Source organism: Parerythrobacter lacustris (genome assembly GCF_024626475.1).
Classification (GTDB): domain Bacteria; phylum Pseudomonadota; class Alphaproteobacteria; order Sphingomonadales; family Sphingomonadaceae; genus Parerythrobacter_A; species Parerythrobacter_A lacustris.
Genome location: NZ_JANKHH010000003.1, coordinates 346,950 through 364,408, shown reverse-complemented (window position 1 = coordinate 364,408; position 17,459 = coordinate 346,950). Strand labels below are relative to the sequence as shown.

3 protein-coding genes are annotated in these 17,459 nt (G+C 65.7%); all 3 read right to left on the bottom strand.

Features of this window, described 5'->3' with window-relative positions; genetic code table 11:
• Positions 1-8 precede the first annotated feature (8 nt).
• A complete protein-coding gene (locus NSO95_RS05105) occupies positions 9-12,350 on the bottom strand; it encodes a beta strand repeat-containing protein (RefSeq protein WP_257595083.1) in 12,342 nt (4,113 codons plus the stop codon).
• 38 nt (positions 12,351-12,388) lie between these two features.
• Positions 12,389-14,146 (bottom strand): ShlB/FhaC/HecB family hemolysin secretion/activation protein, encoded by a 1,758-nt coding sequence (locus tag NSO95_RS05100; protein WP_257595082.1) that lies wholly within the window; start codon positions 14,144-14,146, stop codon positions 12,389-12,391.
• 80 nt (positions 14,147-14,226) lie between these two features.
• Entirely contained in the window at positions 14,227-17,310 is a 3,084-nt protein-coding gene (locus tag NSO95_RS05095; RefSeq protein ID WP_257595081.1) for a CHAT domain-containing protein, read from the bottom strand.
• Positions 17,311-17,459 lie beyond the last annotated feature (149 nt).

The following is a 17,459-nucleotide window of genomic DNA, read 5'->3' as shown; positions in this document are numbered from 1 at the left end:
GTTAGCTTCTATTCGGCCGCCTCCGCGATGCAGGTGCCGTCCTCAGCGGGTTCGCAGTCTTCGTCCTCGTCGCTGCCGAAGTCCCACAGGTCTTCATTGCCCGCGCCGGTCACCGGCTCGTCGATCAGCGGGTCGTCGCTGCGCAGCGGGTCTTCGCGCAGTTCGACCAGCGTGGTGTCGATCGTGCCGCCGGTCGGCGTGTCGCCGTCGAACTGGTCGTCGAGCAGGTCCTGCAGCGGATCGTCGCTGGGTCCGTCCGAATGCGAGGTGACCGTGCAGCTCGACGGGTTGGCGATCAGGCAGCCGTTGATGGTCGAAGCCGGATCGAAGGCGGTGTTGATGGTCGTCACCGCGATGGCCGATACCCCGGTCGCGCTGCCCACCACACCGTTGATCACGATCGGCAGGTTGGGATCGACCAGGTCGTTGATCGTCAGGCTGTTGACCGTGAAGCCGCGCCGGTCGTCGAATGCCGTGCCGGGGGCGGTGTTCTGGATGAACACCTGGCTGTCGGTCGTCCCGATGGTGAGCCTGTCGGCGCGGATGACCCCGTCGGGGCGGTCCACCCCGTCGTTCTGTGCCAGCCGGTCATCGATATCCGCCACCGGAAGCCCCTCGATTGCCGCCAGCGCTTCGGGCGTGACCGCGAGGAAATTCGAGGCCACTGCGACGATCGAACCCGCAAGCCCGTTGTTGCCGTCGAGCACGAACAACCCGCCGTTGGCCAGGTCGATCAGGATCGTCTCGTCCGCACTGAGCTGCAGCTGCGTATCCGCAGTTGCGCCGGTCACCGTGAGACTGCCGACAATTTCGATTTCGCCATCGGACTCGAGGCGCAAGATGCCGTCCTGCCCGATGTTGTTGCTCGTTGCCGAGCTACCGCTGCCTGCGACGATATCGAGGTCGTCGATTGTCAGCACTGCCCCGCCCGAACTCGACCCCGACACGGCAAAGCTGACCTCGCCGGCGCTGAACACGCGGGCGAATTCGGAATTGTCGAGCCGGTATCCGGTCGAACTGCTGCTTTCGCCGCCAAGCGTCGCTTCGGTGGTCAGCGGGGTGAAGACGATCGACTCGGTACGGTTTGCTTCGCCGAGCGAGCCGCCGGTGCCGATGGCGATATCGCTCGAGATCACCTCGATCGTTGTGCCGGTGGCAGCCGCCTGCAGGTCGACCAGGTCGCCTGCCCGGATGCGCAGATCGCCGGTCGCCGAAACCCGGTCGCGCACCACCACATCGGCCGCCGCGAAGATATCGACGTTCGAGCCGCCGGTGACCCGCTGGCTGCTGCCCTGCGGGGGAGCAAGACCGCCCGAGATCACATTGCTCAGCGTGGTCGTCCCTCCGGTGCTGTAAAGCCGGATGTCGCCCGGAGCGTCGGCGCGCTCGACATCGAGATCGCCAGTGGTCTCGATGTCGATCGTCGAAACGGTGGCTTCCGCCTGCACCGTGAGATCGTGGGCCGAACGCAGGAAGACGCTCTCGCCGGTGGCCTGCACGAAGTTATCGAGAATGACGTCTTCGGTCACTCTGACGTCGCCGCTTGACGAGGTCAGAGTGGCTTCGACCCCGCTCAGCACGCGCAGGGTGATGCCCTGGTCACCGACGAGGAACACGCCGCCGGGACTGGTGTTGGCGCTGTCCACCGTATCCACGGTGATCGCATCGGAGGTCTGGACCTGGATCGACGAACCGGCCCGCAGCAGTTCGCCGCTGACCGGTCCGCCCGCCTCGATGCCGATGTCGCCATTGGCCGAAACGGTGTCGAATGTCACCAGACCGGCAGCATCGATCGACACGTTCCCCGCCGAGGAGAACAGCTGCCCGATGACCGAACCGTCCAGCGAAGATATCCGCATCGCTCCGACCGATAGCAGGTCGCCGGTGCCCTGGATGTCGCCCGTAGCAACGAAGTCGAGCTCGCCGCCGGAGGTCGCACCGCCATGAGCGATACTGCCGCCAGCGGTCACGATCAGATCACTGCCGGTATTCGCGCTCGGGAAGACGACATCGCCGCCCGCGTCGACCACCAGGCTGCCGCCGATGGTTGCCGGCCCGGTCAGATTGATCGCGCCGATCGCAACGAGGCTGCTCGCCCCAGTTCCCGCATCGATCGCGCCACCGGCTATATTGCCATTGCCCCTTACGGTGTTGGAGGTGGTCGCTGTGAGCAGATCGACCGTAGAGCCCGCATCGAGGCTGGCGAACTGGATCTCGCTACCCTGCACGTCGATCAGGCCGCCCGCGCTCGAATTGCCGAGATTAACGATATTGCCCGCATTGATGAGGATATTGCCGCCGGTGATGATCGAGTTCAGCCCGGTGGTGAAATCGCCCGTCACATTGGCCACGAGATCATCGGCGATCTGCGCCTCTCCGACGAACACATTGCCGGTGATCGTGAAGGTGCCGTTGCTGCCGACTTCTTCGCCCTGAGGATTTTCACCCGTGGCCTCCATCCGCGCGATTGATATATCGCCCGATCCGAAGAACACGATGTCGTCTCCGGCGACGAGCTCGTTGAGATCGGCCCCGCCGGAAGTCTGGACGAACAGGTCGAAACCCGATTGGACCCGACCCGGCGAGGTAGCACCGCCGCTGGTCGCGACCAGCTGGATGCCCCCGGCGGATGTGGCGTTGTTCAACGCGATGCCGGTTGCATTGATCCTGATGCCCGATGCCGCGATGAGGTCGCCGGTCAGCGAGACAGATTGTGCGGCGCTGACCACCAGTTCGCCGTTGGCATCGATCTGGCCCGTCCCGGTTACATCGCCGCTGCGGGCGACGAGCGAAACATTGCCATTGGTGATCGTCGAGTTGCCGAGCTGAACGCTCGCACCCTCCGCGAAGAATGTGTTGGTGCCGACCGAATTTCCGGTCAGCATGATCGCACCGGCGGCGTTCAGCACGGCAAACAGCCGCGTGTTCAGCCCGCCGCTGGTGATCGTCCCGGCATCGGCAATGACTTGCACGCCGTCCGCCGTGATCGTGCCCGAAATCGCAATGTCACCCCCGTCGGTCGCGCGGATCAGGCTCTCGCCAAATCCGGCAGTGACTGTCTGCCCGGTAATGTTGCCGTTACCGACAGGCGGCGATTGCGTGCCCTGCGCGGTGACCAGTGTCACCGTCTGTCCGGCAGCAACGCTGACGAAATCGATCTGCTGCGCGCTGACATCGACCAGGCCGCCCGCGCTCGAATTGCCGAGATCGGCAACTCCGCCCGCAGCGATGACGATGTCCCCGCCGGTGATGATCGAGTTCAGTCCGGTGGTGAAATCGCCCCCGGCGTTCGCGTTGAAATTGCCGCTCGCTTCGGCATGGTCGGCAAAGATATCACCGCCTGCGGTGATGGTGAAATCGCCGCCCTCTGCGGCAAGCGAACCGAAGGTCACATTGCCCGCCGCGTCGAGCGCGATCCCGCCGCCGACGGTTACCGTTCCGTCGCTGGCAATGTCGCCTGCCGTCGCCGTCAGCGCGAGGTTCCCGCCGATAGTGCCGTTGTTGAAGGTGACCGACGCCCCGGTGATGCTGGTGTCGCCGCCGCTGATCGCATTGGCGAGAGTGGGCGTGCCGCTGGCCGCAATGGTGATGTCGTTCGCAGCGTCCACGACCCCGAAGGTCGCATCGCCCGAAGTCGCTTGCGCCCCGACCGAGCCGCCCGAGGTGATGTTGCCGAGATCGATCGTCAGCGCCAGCAGGTCGACATCGCCGTCGCTGTCGATATCGCCGCTTCCGCCATTGTTCCCGATCGTCCCGTTGGCCGCAGTCAGTGTGATCGCGCTGGGCGAAGTGAGCGCGTTGAAGCGGATATCGGTGCTGCTGGTGATGTCGATCAGCGCTGCATTGCCGGTATCGAAGGCGACGCTCCCCGCATCGAGCGACAGCGTCCCGCCTGCACTGAGGTTGCCGCCGTCGAGGATACCGGGTGTCGTCATCACGATATCGCTTGCCGCGCTCGCGCTGCCGAAGCTGATATCGCCCCCGGCAGCGACGGTGAAGCTTCCGCCATTCGCTGCGAGATCGCCGAAGCCGACATTGCCCGCCGCGTCGAGCGCAATGCCGCCGCCCACCGTCACCGCGCCGTTGCCGTCGATGTCGCCACCGGTGGCGGTCAGCGAAAGATCGCCGCCGATCGTGCCGTTGTTGAAGGTGACCGAAGCCCCGGTGATGCTGGTATTCCCGCCGCTGATCGCGTTGGCAAGCACCGGCGAGCCCGCCGCGTCCACCGTGATGTCGGCGATCGCATCGATCGTGCCGAAGCTGGCGTCGCCCACGGTCGCGTTCGCCAAGACCGAACCACCCGAGGTGATATTGCCCACCGCGATTTCCTGGGCATCGAGCGTCACGTCGCTGTCGCTCTCGATATCGCCCGATCCGGTGTGCGCCGCGATCCGGCCGTTGGCGGCAGTAAGCAGGATCGGACTGGACGATTGCAATAGGTCGAACAGGATGTCGCTCGCGCTGACGAAGTCGATTGTCGCAGCGCTCGCGGTGCCGATGGCGATGAACCCGCCGTCGAGCCTCAGCGATCCGGCAAACAGGTCACCCCCGCTGATCGAGCCAGGCGCGGTCACGATGAGGTCGCTGCCGGCTTGCAAGGCGGAGAACGAGACATTGCCCAGCGAATCGATAGTGAGCGTATCGCCGGCGGTCGCCGATCCGATCTGCACTTCCGAACCCGAGACGATCCCGATCTGGCCGAAGGCAAATATATCGCCAACCGAAACGAACCCGCCGTCGAGATCGATGTTGTTCGCACTACCGGTGAAGCCGAGCTGGACGAGGCCGGGGGCGGTGAGGATGATGTCGGTGCCCGGCACGTTGATCAAACCGATATCGATATTGCCCCCGGCGTCGAAGTTTACGTCGCCCGTGCCGACAGTGAGCGATCCGATGGTGATGTTGTTCGGTACCGAATAGAAGCCCTCGGTATCTCCGGCAACTTCGGCAACCGTGGTGAGTTCGCCGCCGGTATCGATGACCGAAGCCGAGAGACTGTCACCCACGGTGATCCCTATATCGGTATCGCTCACCAAGGAACCGCTGCCCTCGAGGCTGCCGCCTGCTGCGACGAGGATCTGGTTGCTGGAAATCGCCGCGTCGCGCAGATCGACATCGCCCTGGATGCTCTCGACACTGAACAGGTCGGCGGCATTGAGCGTGGTCGCGATGCCATTGGTGCCCATCACGATGTCGTTGCGAGTGGTGATGAGGATAGTGTTGGCATCGACTGTGCCCTGCTGAACGATCAGCTGGATGACATCGTTGTTGCTCGCCTGACCGATTTCGATGACATTGTCGGCGATGATGCTGCCGAGGCAGATATTGCCTTCCAGGCAATTCGCGGAGAGCAGGCCGCCGTCATCGTCCTGCGGTACACCGTCTACCGGCGCATCGATGATATCGAACGCCATCGAACTGGCGGTGAAGCTGCCGTCGAGCCCGTCGATCGCATTGCCCCGCGCAATGATCGCGCCGGTGTTTGCGTCGAGCGATCCATCGACCACGATCGACGCGATCGAGCCCGGTGGCGAGGTCAGGAATCCGGAAAGGGCCCCCGCGAACAGGTCCATATAGGCCCCGCCGCCGAACGGATCGGCGGGGTCGGGCGGGGTCGACGGGCTGCGCGCCGCGATGAGGCTGGCACCGCTCTCGACGATGATGTCGCCGCCGGTGCCGACCGAAAGAAGATCGTTGGCGACCGTTGTCGATCCAGCGAGGAAACGCGCCTCGCCGCCGGTGAAGACGATGATGTCGGAATAGGAATCGACCGTACCCGCAATCTCTACGCGGCTGTTCGGGTCGTACTGCGAACTGCCGAAGGGATCGCGGCCCGCCTCGATCAGGATGCCGCCGAAGTTTGCGGTGCCCTGCGGGCCGGTGGCGATCGCGTTGTTCACGAAGGCATTCTGCCCGGCGACGATCTGCAGATTTGGCACTGCACGAACGTCGTCCACGCTCACGTCGCCGCGCGCGAGCAGGGACACCTCGCGGCCGGAAATGATCGATCCGGGCTGCGCGTCGAAATTTCCGCCCGCAAGGGCGAAGATGTTTCCGCTGTTCTCGAGCGAAATCGTGCCGCCATTGTTGGTGTGCGTGACGATGATGTCACCGCCAGCGAAGAGCGAGCTCGAACCGCCGACCAGCAACTGGCCGTCGTCGTCGAAGTTGAGAAGGATGTCGCCCGATACATCGGCGCTGACATTGTTTGTCACGGTGATCGGCCCGCTGCCACTGCTGATGGTAAGCGAGGGATAGCCCGACGTGGTGGCGTTGCCGTTCGCCAGCACGGTCAGCGAGTCCATGCTGATGAGGCCCAGCGGATCGACCGAGGCATCGGTGATTGTGACTTGCCCGCCCAGTGCAATGCCCTGGAACGTGCCGCCGCCGGCCAGCGATGTTGCATCGATCAGCAGATTGCCGAGCGTGATGATCCCGGGGCTGCCGTCCTGCGTTTCGACCGATGGCGTGCCGCCGAACGCATTGCCGCCGTTGCCGCTGGGGCCGAGTGTTGCGTTGCCATCGTCGCCGCCCAGTCCGCCGTCGCCGCCCACGCCGATCGCGGTGAGGCTGACGTCATCGCCCTGGATCGTGCCGCCGGTCGCGATCAGCTGCGGCGATCCACCCGTGCCGGTTCCGCCATCGCCGCCGGTGCCCTGGATCCCGCCGTTGGTCAGGTCGAGGTTGCCGCCGCTGCCGCCGCGACCGCCGATGCCGCTCGCAGCCAATTCAAAGGGTCCAGACGACTGCTGCAGCGTCATGGTCGACCCGCTGCCAGCCTCGAGCGCGACGGTACCGCCGGTGCCCGCGCCGCCGATCCCGCCATTGCCGCCCCGGTTATTGATCACGACGCCGCCCGGACCGATGGTGCCGCCGGTAAAGTTGTCCCCGCCCGCTCCGCCGGTGCCCCCGGTCGCGTCGGCGCGCAGACTGAACGCGAGCGCATCGACCGTCAGGCTCGCCCCGTCGCCCGCGATGGAAAGGCTGGCCGTTCCGCCGGTCGCATTGCCGCCATTGCCTCCGAGATAGCCGTTGACCAGCCCGTTGCTGGCGCTGCCTCTGCCGCCATTTCCGGCCGTCGCCGACGCATTGAGGGCGAAGCCGGTCAGGCTGTCCAGCAGTGGCCCCGTACCCTCGACCACCACCACCGCTGTGCCGCCCTGCGCATCGCCGCCGGCGCTACCGTTCTGGCCGGGGCCCGAACCGGTCACTGTGCCGCTGCTCCCGCCGGTCGCCCTAACATCGACATTGATCGAGGTCAGCGAGGATGCATCGGCCGCAATTGCGATCTGGACATCGCCGCCGGTGCCCGAACCGCCGCCGTTGCCAAAGGCACCGGTTCCGCTGGCGAGCACATCGATCGACGCGATGTCGACCGTCGAACCCTCTGCCAGAACGATGTCGATCGAGCCGCCCGCAGCGGAACCTCCGACACCTGCACCAAGCCCGCTCACGCCCTGCGCGGCAGCCGCCGATGCATCGGCAAAGATGCCGCCCGTGACGACCAGCTCGCTGCCGGCACCGAGCGCGTCGATGGTTATGGCACCGCCGTCCGCGTCACCCCCGGCAGAGCCGGGCCGCGTGTCGGCAAAGCCAATCGCGCTCGTGATGGCCGCGAGCTGCGCGTTGAAGGCGAGCCGTCCGCCATCGGCCGTCACATCGATCGTGCCGCCGGCCGAATTGCCATTCACACCGACCAGCCCGGTCGATCCGCCTGCGCCGAGGCCCCCATCGCCGCCCCGTCCGCCGGTCGCACCGGCTTGCAGCGTGACAGTGGTCGAAGGCCCGCTGACGGTCATATCGCCGCCGCCGCTCGAACCGAGGACGATCGCACCGCCCACCGCACCGCCGCCGCGACCGCCGTTGCCGCCGGTGAAGATCGGGCCATTGCCCCCGGCCCCGCCGGACCCGCCGGTGCCGGCCGTATCGATTATGCCCCGGTCCAGCGCGAGGTCGAGCAAACCGCCGTTGGTCGTGAATACCTCGGCCCGTCCACCGGTACCCAGGCCCCCGTTGCCGCCGTTGCCGCCCGGGTCGATGTCGTTGAAACTGTCGCCACCGGCAGATCCCGCGCCGCCCCGGCCGGACGATGATATAGCAATCGGCGAATCGGAGGTGAGCTCGCCGTTCGGCCCGTCGACGACCAGGCGTACGGTGCCGCCGGTGCCCGCGCCGCCTGCTCCACCGGTTCCGGCTTCGCCGTCGTTCAGCCCGGCGTCGCCGCCGGTTCCCGAGGTGTCGAGGACCGCCGAGCTCAGGCTCACATCGAAGTTGTTGACCAGCAGTTCCGCAGTCCCGCCGGTGCCGTTGCCGCCAGCGCCGCTGAGCAGCCCGCCGCCGCCCTGGCCCCCAGTGGAGACCGAGCGCACGAAATAGGTCGGGTTGGATGCATCGTCCTGGTTGAGGTTGATCGTCGAGGTCCCGCCGGCGGCATTGCCGCCCCGCCCGCCGCTGCCGACCGACTGGCCGGTCGACAGACCAAAGCTCGATCCGCCGTCTCCACCGATGGCACCGGTCGTGACCGTGACCGAGTTGGAATCGATCGCCCCGGCGTTATGGTTGAGTATCGCCGTCCCGCCTGTTGCATCGCCCCCGCTGCCGCCGGTCTGGCCGGGGATCGGGACCCCCGCGGAGAAGGTCGTGAAAGAGGAGCCGCCCTCACCGCCATAAGCATCGGCCGAAATCTCGATCGTCGCCGCGTTCACCGACGCAGCATTGCCGACAAGATTGAGCGTGGCCGAGCCCCCTTCGCCCGCGCCCCCATTGCCCGCAGCGACCCCGAAACCGGTCCCGCCATTGCCCTGGATCGAAGTGAAGGGAAAACCGAAATCGAAGATCTCGGCGTTGCCGAGTGCCTGCAATGCGATGCCATTGGTGACGTTGAGCGTACCGCCGCTCGCGTTGATTGTCGCGCTGCCGCCGGTGCCGTTGCCGCCGTCACCGGCCGGCATACCGATGGTCTCGTCGGAGAACGCCCCGTTACCGCCGAGCCCGTTGGCCGAAACCGTCAGCGAATCGATATTCGCCGTACCGCCGACCATGTTGAAGGTGACAGTGCCGCCGGTGCCTGAGCCACCGCTTCCGGCAAAAGCAACCGGCGGGTTGATACCGTCGTCGATGATATCGCTCGTCCCGTTCTCGCCGAAGCCGGACGAACTGACGGTCACCGAGGCGGCATTGAACGTGCCGGTCTCGATTGTCATTTCGACGGTGCCGCCCGATGCGTCTCCACCATCGCCCAGCCCGCCAGCCGCCTCCGGCACCGCAAGGGTGCCTGCCGCGACGCCGACAGGGCCGCTAGGTCCGCCGATCGGCGCGAGGAACGAGGCCTCCTCGAACCCGAAGTTGAAGCGGCCGTCGGCAGAGATGAACAGGTCGCCGATGTCGACCAAGGGGTTGGTGCCAGTGGCGACGAACCGGACACTGCCGCCCTGCCCGCTCGAAGTTCCGTCCGACGGATCGATATTGCTCTGGGCTGCGACACCATTGGCCGAAATGTCGACGCCGCCGGTGGAGCGGAAGGTGCTCGAATCGACCGTGATCGTAACATTGCCCCCGGTCGCCGAGCTCCCCAAGGCCCTCCCGCGCGCGTTGGACGAAATCGAAGTGAAGCCCGCATCGAACACGGCGCCATTGGTCAGGTTGAGCGCAATGTCGCCGCCGGCAGTGCCGAGGTTATCGAAGGAATCGTTCTCGATCGAACTGTCGAGCGCTACGAAATTGGCCAGCAAGGAAGCGTTATCGACATTGATCGTGATGTCGACGCCCCGGTCGGAAGCGATGTCGGCGGTACGGCCCGCGAAAGCAAATACGAGAGACCCGTCGATGTCGAAAATGGAACCCTGGTCGACCGTCAGGACAACCGAATCATTGAGGTTGTTGGTATCGTAGAAGAAGTCCCCGCCAACCGAGACGTTCGCGCCGTTGGTTACGGTGAAACTGGTGGTGGTCGCAGGAGCGGTATCACCGGTGCCGGTGCCCGAGAATACGGAAAAATCCTGGCCGAAGGACGTTTGCGATCCATCGAGCTCGAAGGTCAGCTCGCCCAGCGTAACCGGAGCATTGATTCGATTCCCGTTCGCGTCGAACGAGGTTCCCGAGCTGGCATTGCCGGAAACCCGGATGCCGCCGATATCCTGCGACCCGCCGGTAAAGCGGAAGGTTGCGTCACCTGCGCGAGCGGAGTTTTCCTGCGCTTGCGTCGCGTCGCTCCCGCTCGTCGCATCGGCACTGGTGTCGATCTGGGCGAAACCGAGATCGAGGCTCCCACCATTGACGATCAGCGAGAAATTGCCCGCTGTGCTGTCCGCGCCAAGGTCTGCGGAACCACCACCGCCGGGCTTCAGCGATTCGGCATTGATCCCGTTGGTCGAAATCTGCACGAAATTGGGCAGGTTCAGGCTGGACGTCGCCCCCGTCACGAGAATCGAAACATCGCCGCCGGTCGAAGATCCGCTGCGAAACTCGCCTTTGCCGCCCTGCGCCGAAGCGTCGAGCGTGGTATCGCCACCCACCGAAATACTGCCGCCGCCCGACACGGTGAGCGAAATATCGCCGCCAACGGCGTCCTCGCCAATGCCGGTGTTACCGTTCTGGCGGATGACGAAAAAGTCGTCCCGGCCCACGCCCGACGAATCGGCGACCAGGCTGCCGCCGATATTGATCGTGCCTGCAGGTCCCGTCGGGCTGCCGGGGTCGACCGCAGCCGTAATCGAAATCGGCGCGCCGACCGACTGGTCCTGACCGCTGTCGAGCGTGAGATCGCCCTGGATGTCGATCGAACCATTGCCGATTGCGCTCACGACGATGCCCGCGCCGCCGGTCGCGTCGAGCGAATATCCGCCTCGGCCATCGCCGCCCATGGTGAAAGCCTGGTTGTTACCCACCGTGAGCGCGAACTGGCCCGATGCGAAGGCCGTCATGTCGGAGGTCAGCGTAGCGCCCGCCATCCGTATTCCGCCGCCGTCGACCGCATCGCGGCCGTCGAACTGGATTGTCTGGGTGCCCGAACGGATATCGACATCGCTTTGGACATCGGTGCCCGAGCCGAGCACCAGCACGCCGTTGGGCGTCATCGAGGCATTCGATGCCGGCTGGTACCCGATCGAGCCGCCGACCAGCATGGTTAGCGCGGTGTTCTTCGGCACCGCGACCATGTAGATGCCCTGCCCGTCCGGATCGGTCAGGATATTGTTGGTGCCCTGCGTGACCTGCCGGGCAGGCCCGGTGGTGGTGCCGGTGTGTACTACGCCGTTGGCATCTTCGGTGCCGAGCCCGATGGCGATGTCGAACAGGCCGTTGTCGATCCTGAGCTGCGCCTGTTCGGCGCCGACATAGGCTACCGAACCGTTGACCGTGACGGTACCTGCCTGCTCGATCCGCGGCGCAACCATCGCAACATAGCTGCCCTGATTGAGCGCGTTGATGTTCGCCCCATTGGCGATCAGGATCGCGCTGTCGGATTGCGTCACCCCGGTGAAATCGATCGTCGTCCCGCCGCCGGTGATGGCGTTGATGGCGCTCGCGCTGAGCACGAGGCTGCCGACATTGAATGCGGCGCCGTTGTTCACCAGAATCCCGCCGGGGCTGTAGAACCAGACGTTGCCGCCGATCGGGCCGGCATCCGACAGGCGGCTGGTGACCGTGCCGTTGAACGCTATGCCGCGATATTCACCGCCGGCATCGGGCGTTCCGAATACACGGTTGAGCACGGTGTAGTTCGCACCGGTGCCGATGAATTCGAGCTCGGTTCCCGCTGGCAGGAAATTGATATAGCTGTCGGTCGTTGCCAGTGTCGCCGTGTCGAAGGTCGTCCAGTTGATGATCGCCTGGGATGTCGTGACCTGGACCTGGTCCTTGAGCGCGTCGCGATTGATCGTCGCGCTGCCCGAAGATACGGCGAAGCTGCCCTGCGCCGAGACGGTCGCATTCGCTCGCGCACCAACAACCGGAGCCGGTCCGCCGGGGACAACGGTCCCTGCCGAACCTTCCATGATGCGGTTCTGGTCGGGAATCGCTGCGGTGCGCAATGGCGGATTGGCCGGTTGCGGCGCGGGCTGCGGACGCGGGACGACCGGTGCTTGCAGCGTAATCCGCGAATCGGCGATCAGGTTTGCATCGGCGATGCTGCGCACTTCCGGCGCGCTGCGCATCTGCAGGATCGACGCGGGATTGGCAGCCGGACGTGATGCCACCGGCGGCGTTACCATCTGCGCCTGGGCAGCGTTGCCCCACAACCCGCTCAGGACGATTGCCGCCGCGAAGGCGGAACAGCTGCGCATCAGCCGGTTGCGCTTGTGCCTGGCGATCTGCCCAGGTCCGGCTGCCTTGCGGCTTGCTTGCTGCGTCATGCTTCCCTCTTTACCCTTGCTTGCCGCACCCATCGCCATCACCGGCGCCACGGTGCGAGCTGGATCGTCAGATTGACCAGCAGCCGCACATCGCCGCGCTGCGCCTGGAATGGTGCCCGCTCGAGCGGTACCGCTCCGAACACGTCGAGATAGATCCGGTCGGCGAGGCTGGCCCTCACTCCGCCGCCGACCGAACTGATGGTCTGCGGATCGCCCGGAACATTCTTGTTGCTGACCGCCATCAGGTCGAAGAAGGCGTAGCCCTGCACCGCCCTGCCGCCGGCCACTTCGGGCAGCAGCGAGCCATAGGCGATCTCGACATTCCCGCCGTAGCCACTGTCACCGATCACCGAGCCGGGGTCGAAACCCCGCCCGACGGTGTAGTTGCCGCCCGAGAGCTGTTCGAACCCGAGCAAGGCATCGGGCGAATACTGGAAGCGCGGCGCGAGGCTGAGCTTCCACAGCGGGGTCGGCCGAAAATCGATCTGTGCCTGCCCGCGCACAACCAGCGCGGTCGGATCGGCGTCGAGCCGGGAAATCGGCACCAGCCCGGGCACGGCGCAGGCGGCGAAATTGCCCGCCGCAGGGCCGCAATCTTCGCTCGCTCCGAGGACATCGAGGCCCTGACGCACTTCCAGCGTCCCCGCCAGCCCGAAGCGCGGTTCGAGCCCGGAGTAGCCGCCCACGCCGCGCAGGCTCGGCTCGTCGATCCGGTTGAAGTCGAGCCGCGCGTAAGCCACCCGCAGATTGTCTTCGCTCAGCGGCACGCCGGTGAAATCGGTGTTCTGGTCGATCAGATCGAAGCCGACCGTGCCGTAGAGATTGGCCGCCTGCGATCGCTTGAACGGATAGGTCGCATAGGCCGATGCGATGATCGTGTCCGACTCGAACGGATCGGGTCCGGGAATGTCGGGCGTCGACCATGCAGCGGTGAAGTTTGCCCCGAGCTTCAGCCCCTCGCCGCCGACGCGGAATTCGTGGGTCGCCTGCAACACCGTCTGCTCGCTGGTGTCGGCGGTGGAATAGGCGCTGAGGATGGTCTCGTCGCCCAGCCCGGTGATCCCGTTGAACCGCATCCGCAGCAACCCGCCGAAGCGGCCGACCGCGCGCGAGCCGAAATTCTGGATATTTGCATCCGAATAGAACGGTGTGCGCACGACATTGAAGATGCCGACCACCTCGCCCGGCTGCGCCCCGCTCTCGCGCGGGGCAGGCTGCAGCACCAGCCGCACGTCGAGGCCCGGAATGTCGCGCGCCAGCAGCAGGTAACGCTCCGCCTCGTCGATGTTGAACACCGCCTGCCCGGCCAGCCGGTCGATCGTGCGCTGGAGCGCCTTGCTCGACTTGCCCGCTTCGCCGCGGATCTGCACCGCAGTCATCCGGGCGAGCACGGCATCGAACCGCACCACGCCGGTGTCGACCGATTGCACCGGCACCTGCACTGCAGCGAGATAGCCCCGCTGGCGCAGGATCGTCGCCGCCCGGTCGCGGATGTCGCAGATCGCCGAAACTGGCAGTTCCTGCCCGACGAGGTCGGCATAGGCGGGGTGCACGATGTCCGACCCGATGGCTTCGAGCCCGGTGAATTGCGCCCCGGTGAAGGTGAACCTCAGGTCGGCGAATTGCGCATCGGCGAGCGGGCACGGTGCCCGTTCGATCGTCCCGTCGTCGACCGTCACCGCCTGACCCTGCGTCCGCAAGCGATCTTCCAGCTCGCCCCGGCGGATTTCTTCCCGCGTGGTGGGAACCGGGGCCGTCTGCGCCTGCGCCAATGCGGGCAGGACAGCTGCCGCCATCAACGGTGCCGCCAGCAAGGCGCGAGCGATATGTCGCTTGGAAATGGCGCAAGCCCTCCGTTTGATTGTCATGGGATCGATCATTGGCCGACCACCGCCACGGCGCTCGCATCGTCCTGCACCGCGATCGGCGCAGGACGATTGCCCGCCGAGAGCAGCGGCATGGATGCATCGCCGACGATCGAGAAGCCGCCCCAATAATAGGGATGCGAGGTGTTGGGATCGTCCATCAGCAGTCGCTGCGACTGCCGCAAGGCCGAACCGACGCTGCCTTGCCGGGCGCGGCTGAACATGCCGGTCATCAATCGGCCGGTTGCCTCGAAATCGTCCGGCGCCGGCCAGTGGCTGGCCATGACCGAGCGGCTGCCCGCACCGACGAAAGCGCGAACCAGCCCGTCGAGCGAGGTCCCCCCGCCGCTCGTAAGCCCCGCCGCGCGGGTCGCCTCGATGCTGGCCGCACCCGCCGTATCGCAGGCGGAAAGGATGACGATGTCGGCATCGAGATCGAGGTCGAAAATCTCTTCGAAGGTCAGCAGGCCATCCGAATCGCCGGCCCCGAACGAGGTGACGAGCGCCGGGTTGGCCGGGCAGCCCGGGCGTGGCGGCGTGACCAGGCCGTGGGTCGCGAAATGGACCACGCGGTACTGGTCGAGGTCGCTCGCCTGCGTGATCGCGGCATCCGAAAATGCCGCACCGGTGACCAGCCGTGATTGAGATTCGCCGACGATTTGTTCGGCAGCGACCAGCTCGCTGTCGCTGATCGGGCGGTTCCACAATTCGACGCCCCACCCGCAGCTGTCGCTCCCGCCGATCGATGCGGCGCGGATCATCGAGCCGTCGCCGATCGGTGCGTTGCGTCCCATACCGAGATAGTCTTGCGTCGCCACCGATCCGCCGGCGGCGCGCGCATCGACGAAGGCCTGCGCCGAGACCGTGGTGCTGATCAGCCGGTCACGCCCGAACCAGGCCATCCCGGTAAAATCGAACGCGTCCCCATCTGCAGCTGCGCTCCGCGCATTGTAGCGCGCGACCGAGGCATCGTCGGTCACTAGAATGTCGATCGGCAGGCGCAGCATCGCGCCGTCGGGCTCGAACACGAGGTGCGTCACGCCGGAGAGCTCGGCTTCGAGCGGGCCGAACAATCCCTTGTAGAGATCGTGCGCCATGCCGACGTCGTAGGGGTAGGTGCTGTACTGCCCGCCTTCGTAGAGCGAAATCGATGCGCGGAGCATGTCGACGTGGAAATCGAGATCTTCCTCGCTCATCGCCACGCGATAGGCCCGCGAGGTGTCGCGGTCAGTATAGAACATGAAGATATCGCCGCCGATGATCGCCAGCCTCGTATAAGCCTCGCCGGGGGCAAGCTGCGCCTTGAACTCGCTCAGCTCGAGCGACCGTGCGGCAACCACGCGGTATTGCGGGAAGTCGTTCAGCCTGACCTGCGTAGCCTGCTGCTGGCGCTCGAGATTCTCGATCTGGGTCGACAGCTCGGCGCGTTCCTGCATCACCTCCGCGGTGGCGTCCGCCTTGCCTAGGGCGGCAAAGCGCATCCGCAGCCGTTCGATATCGCGCCCGAGGTCGAGCGACTGGCGGAACAGCGCCGCACCTTCGTCCGACTTGGCGCTGAGCTCGCGCGCAAGGATCGCTTGTGTTTCGGCTACGCCCGGACGCTGGAGCACCTGAAGTGCGCGGAAATACTCCGCCGCCGCAGCCGGATCGCGATCCACCCTCGTGGCGAGCCGCCGGTAGTAAGGATTGAGCTGGTTGGCGAAGCCGAGTACCGCGTCGCGCTTGCCCAGCGAGCGGTCGATCACCGTGCGGTAGAGCGCGGTCGCCTCGTCATCGCGCCCGCGCCGCAGCAGGAAGCTGCCGAGCCGCGCCTGCGCCCCGCTCAGCGCGCGGCGTTCGGGATACTGCAGTTCGAGCAGTTCGAGCGCGTTGCGCAGCAGCGCTTCGGCGTCGGCCACCCGGCCATCCTGCTCGGCAATAAGCGACAGCTCGCCAAGGATCTGCGCGCGCATCCGGGTGATGGAGGTTACTCGCCCATCCCGTACGGCCATCGCGCGCGAATAGGCGTCGAGCAGCGACTGGCGCGCGCCAGCTACATCGCCTTCGATCCGGAGCCCGGTCCCACGCAGTTGCAGCGCCTGCGCGTCGATGATCTCGGCTCGTTCCTGCGGGGTCAGCTTGAGCTCGTCGACAAAGGAGAGGATTCCGTCGCCCTCGCCCGACTGGTTGATCCGCGCCGACAGCGGCAGGGTGATCCGTAGCCCGCTTTCGAGCTCCTCGGCCCCGGCGGAGGTAAGGGTCAGGTCGCGTGACGCGCGGTCGATCGCCTCGATCACGAAGCCCTGGTTGAGCAAGTGGATCGCCTCGAAATTGCGGTGCAGCCGTCCGGCTATCGGATCGCCTTCGGTCAGTGACTCGGCATCGGAAAACAGCTGGTTGGCTTCGGCGAACTGGCCGAGATTGCTCTTCTGCAACGCTCGGTTAACGAGGAACTCACCCGGATTGATCGTCTCGTCCGAATTGCCCTCGAGCCGCTGCTGGAGGGTCTCGAAATAGGCCGCTGCCTCGGCATATTCCCCGCCCAGATTGCGCCGATATCCCTCCCACAGCGCCTGCTCGGGCGCGAGCGATTCGGCCTGCACACGGGCAAACGACAGCGGATCCGCGATCGAAGTGGTCGCGACGTTGATCGGCCCGTCGGCAATCGCGTTGTCCACCACTGACCGGAGCGCCAGCTGAGTGGCAGCGTCATAGGCCGCGAAACCCTCCGCTACGAAGACCATATCGCCGGAATCGGCCTGATATCGAAACCAGTCCAGGTCGTTCGTGCCAGACAACCTGCACGAATCGCGGCGAATTCCCTGCCCAATGTATATGAAGCCGATGCTTGTCGGACATTCGATGTCTTCTTCGGTAACCTCGGGCAGAGAGCTTCCGGTCGATCTGAAGGCGTAGATCGTCGCCACCGGGCGCGAGCTGTCGCGGCACACCACCGCCCAGCGGCGGTCGAACATCGTCTGCTTGGCGGGATTGCCGACGCTGCGATCCTGCACCTGGCACTGGATGCCTTCGCCGTTGCCGATCGGGAAGCTGTCGCGCACCTGCGGCGGCTGGCCCTGCGCTTGGGCCGGTGCCGCGAAACAGGTTCCGGCCATTAGGCCTGCAAAAATGATGGCTTTCCGCCGCGTCACGTGGGCTTCCCCTTCCCAAGGCAATAGGGGCGGAAATGCGTTCCCGCCCTACGTACGCGACACCGTGACTTTTGTTTTTATGCCGGGGAGCCTAGCGGCGCTATTGAGTCGCA

Bases quoted from the DNA above. Each gene is read 5' to 3' on its own strand.
- NSO95_RS05105 (WP_257595083.1), bottom strand. From the start codon at position 12,350: ATGACGCAGCAAGCAAGCCGCAAGGCAGCCGGACCTGGGCAGATCGCC.
- NSO95_RS05095 (WP_257595081.1), bottom strand. From the start codon at position 17,310: ATGGCCGGAACCTGTTTCGCGGCACCGGCCCAAGCGCAGGGCCAGCCG.
- NSO95_RS05100 (WP_257595082.1), bottom strand. From the start codon at position 14,146: ATGGCGGCAGCTGTCCTGCCCGCATTGGCGCAGGCGCAGACGGCCCCG.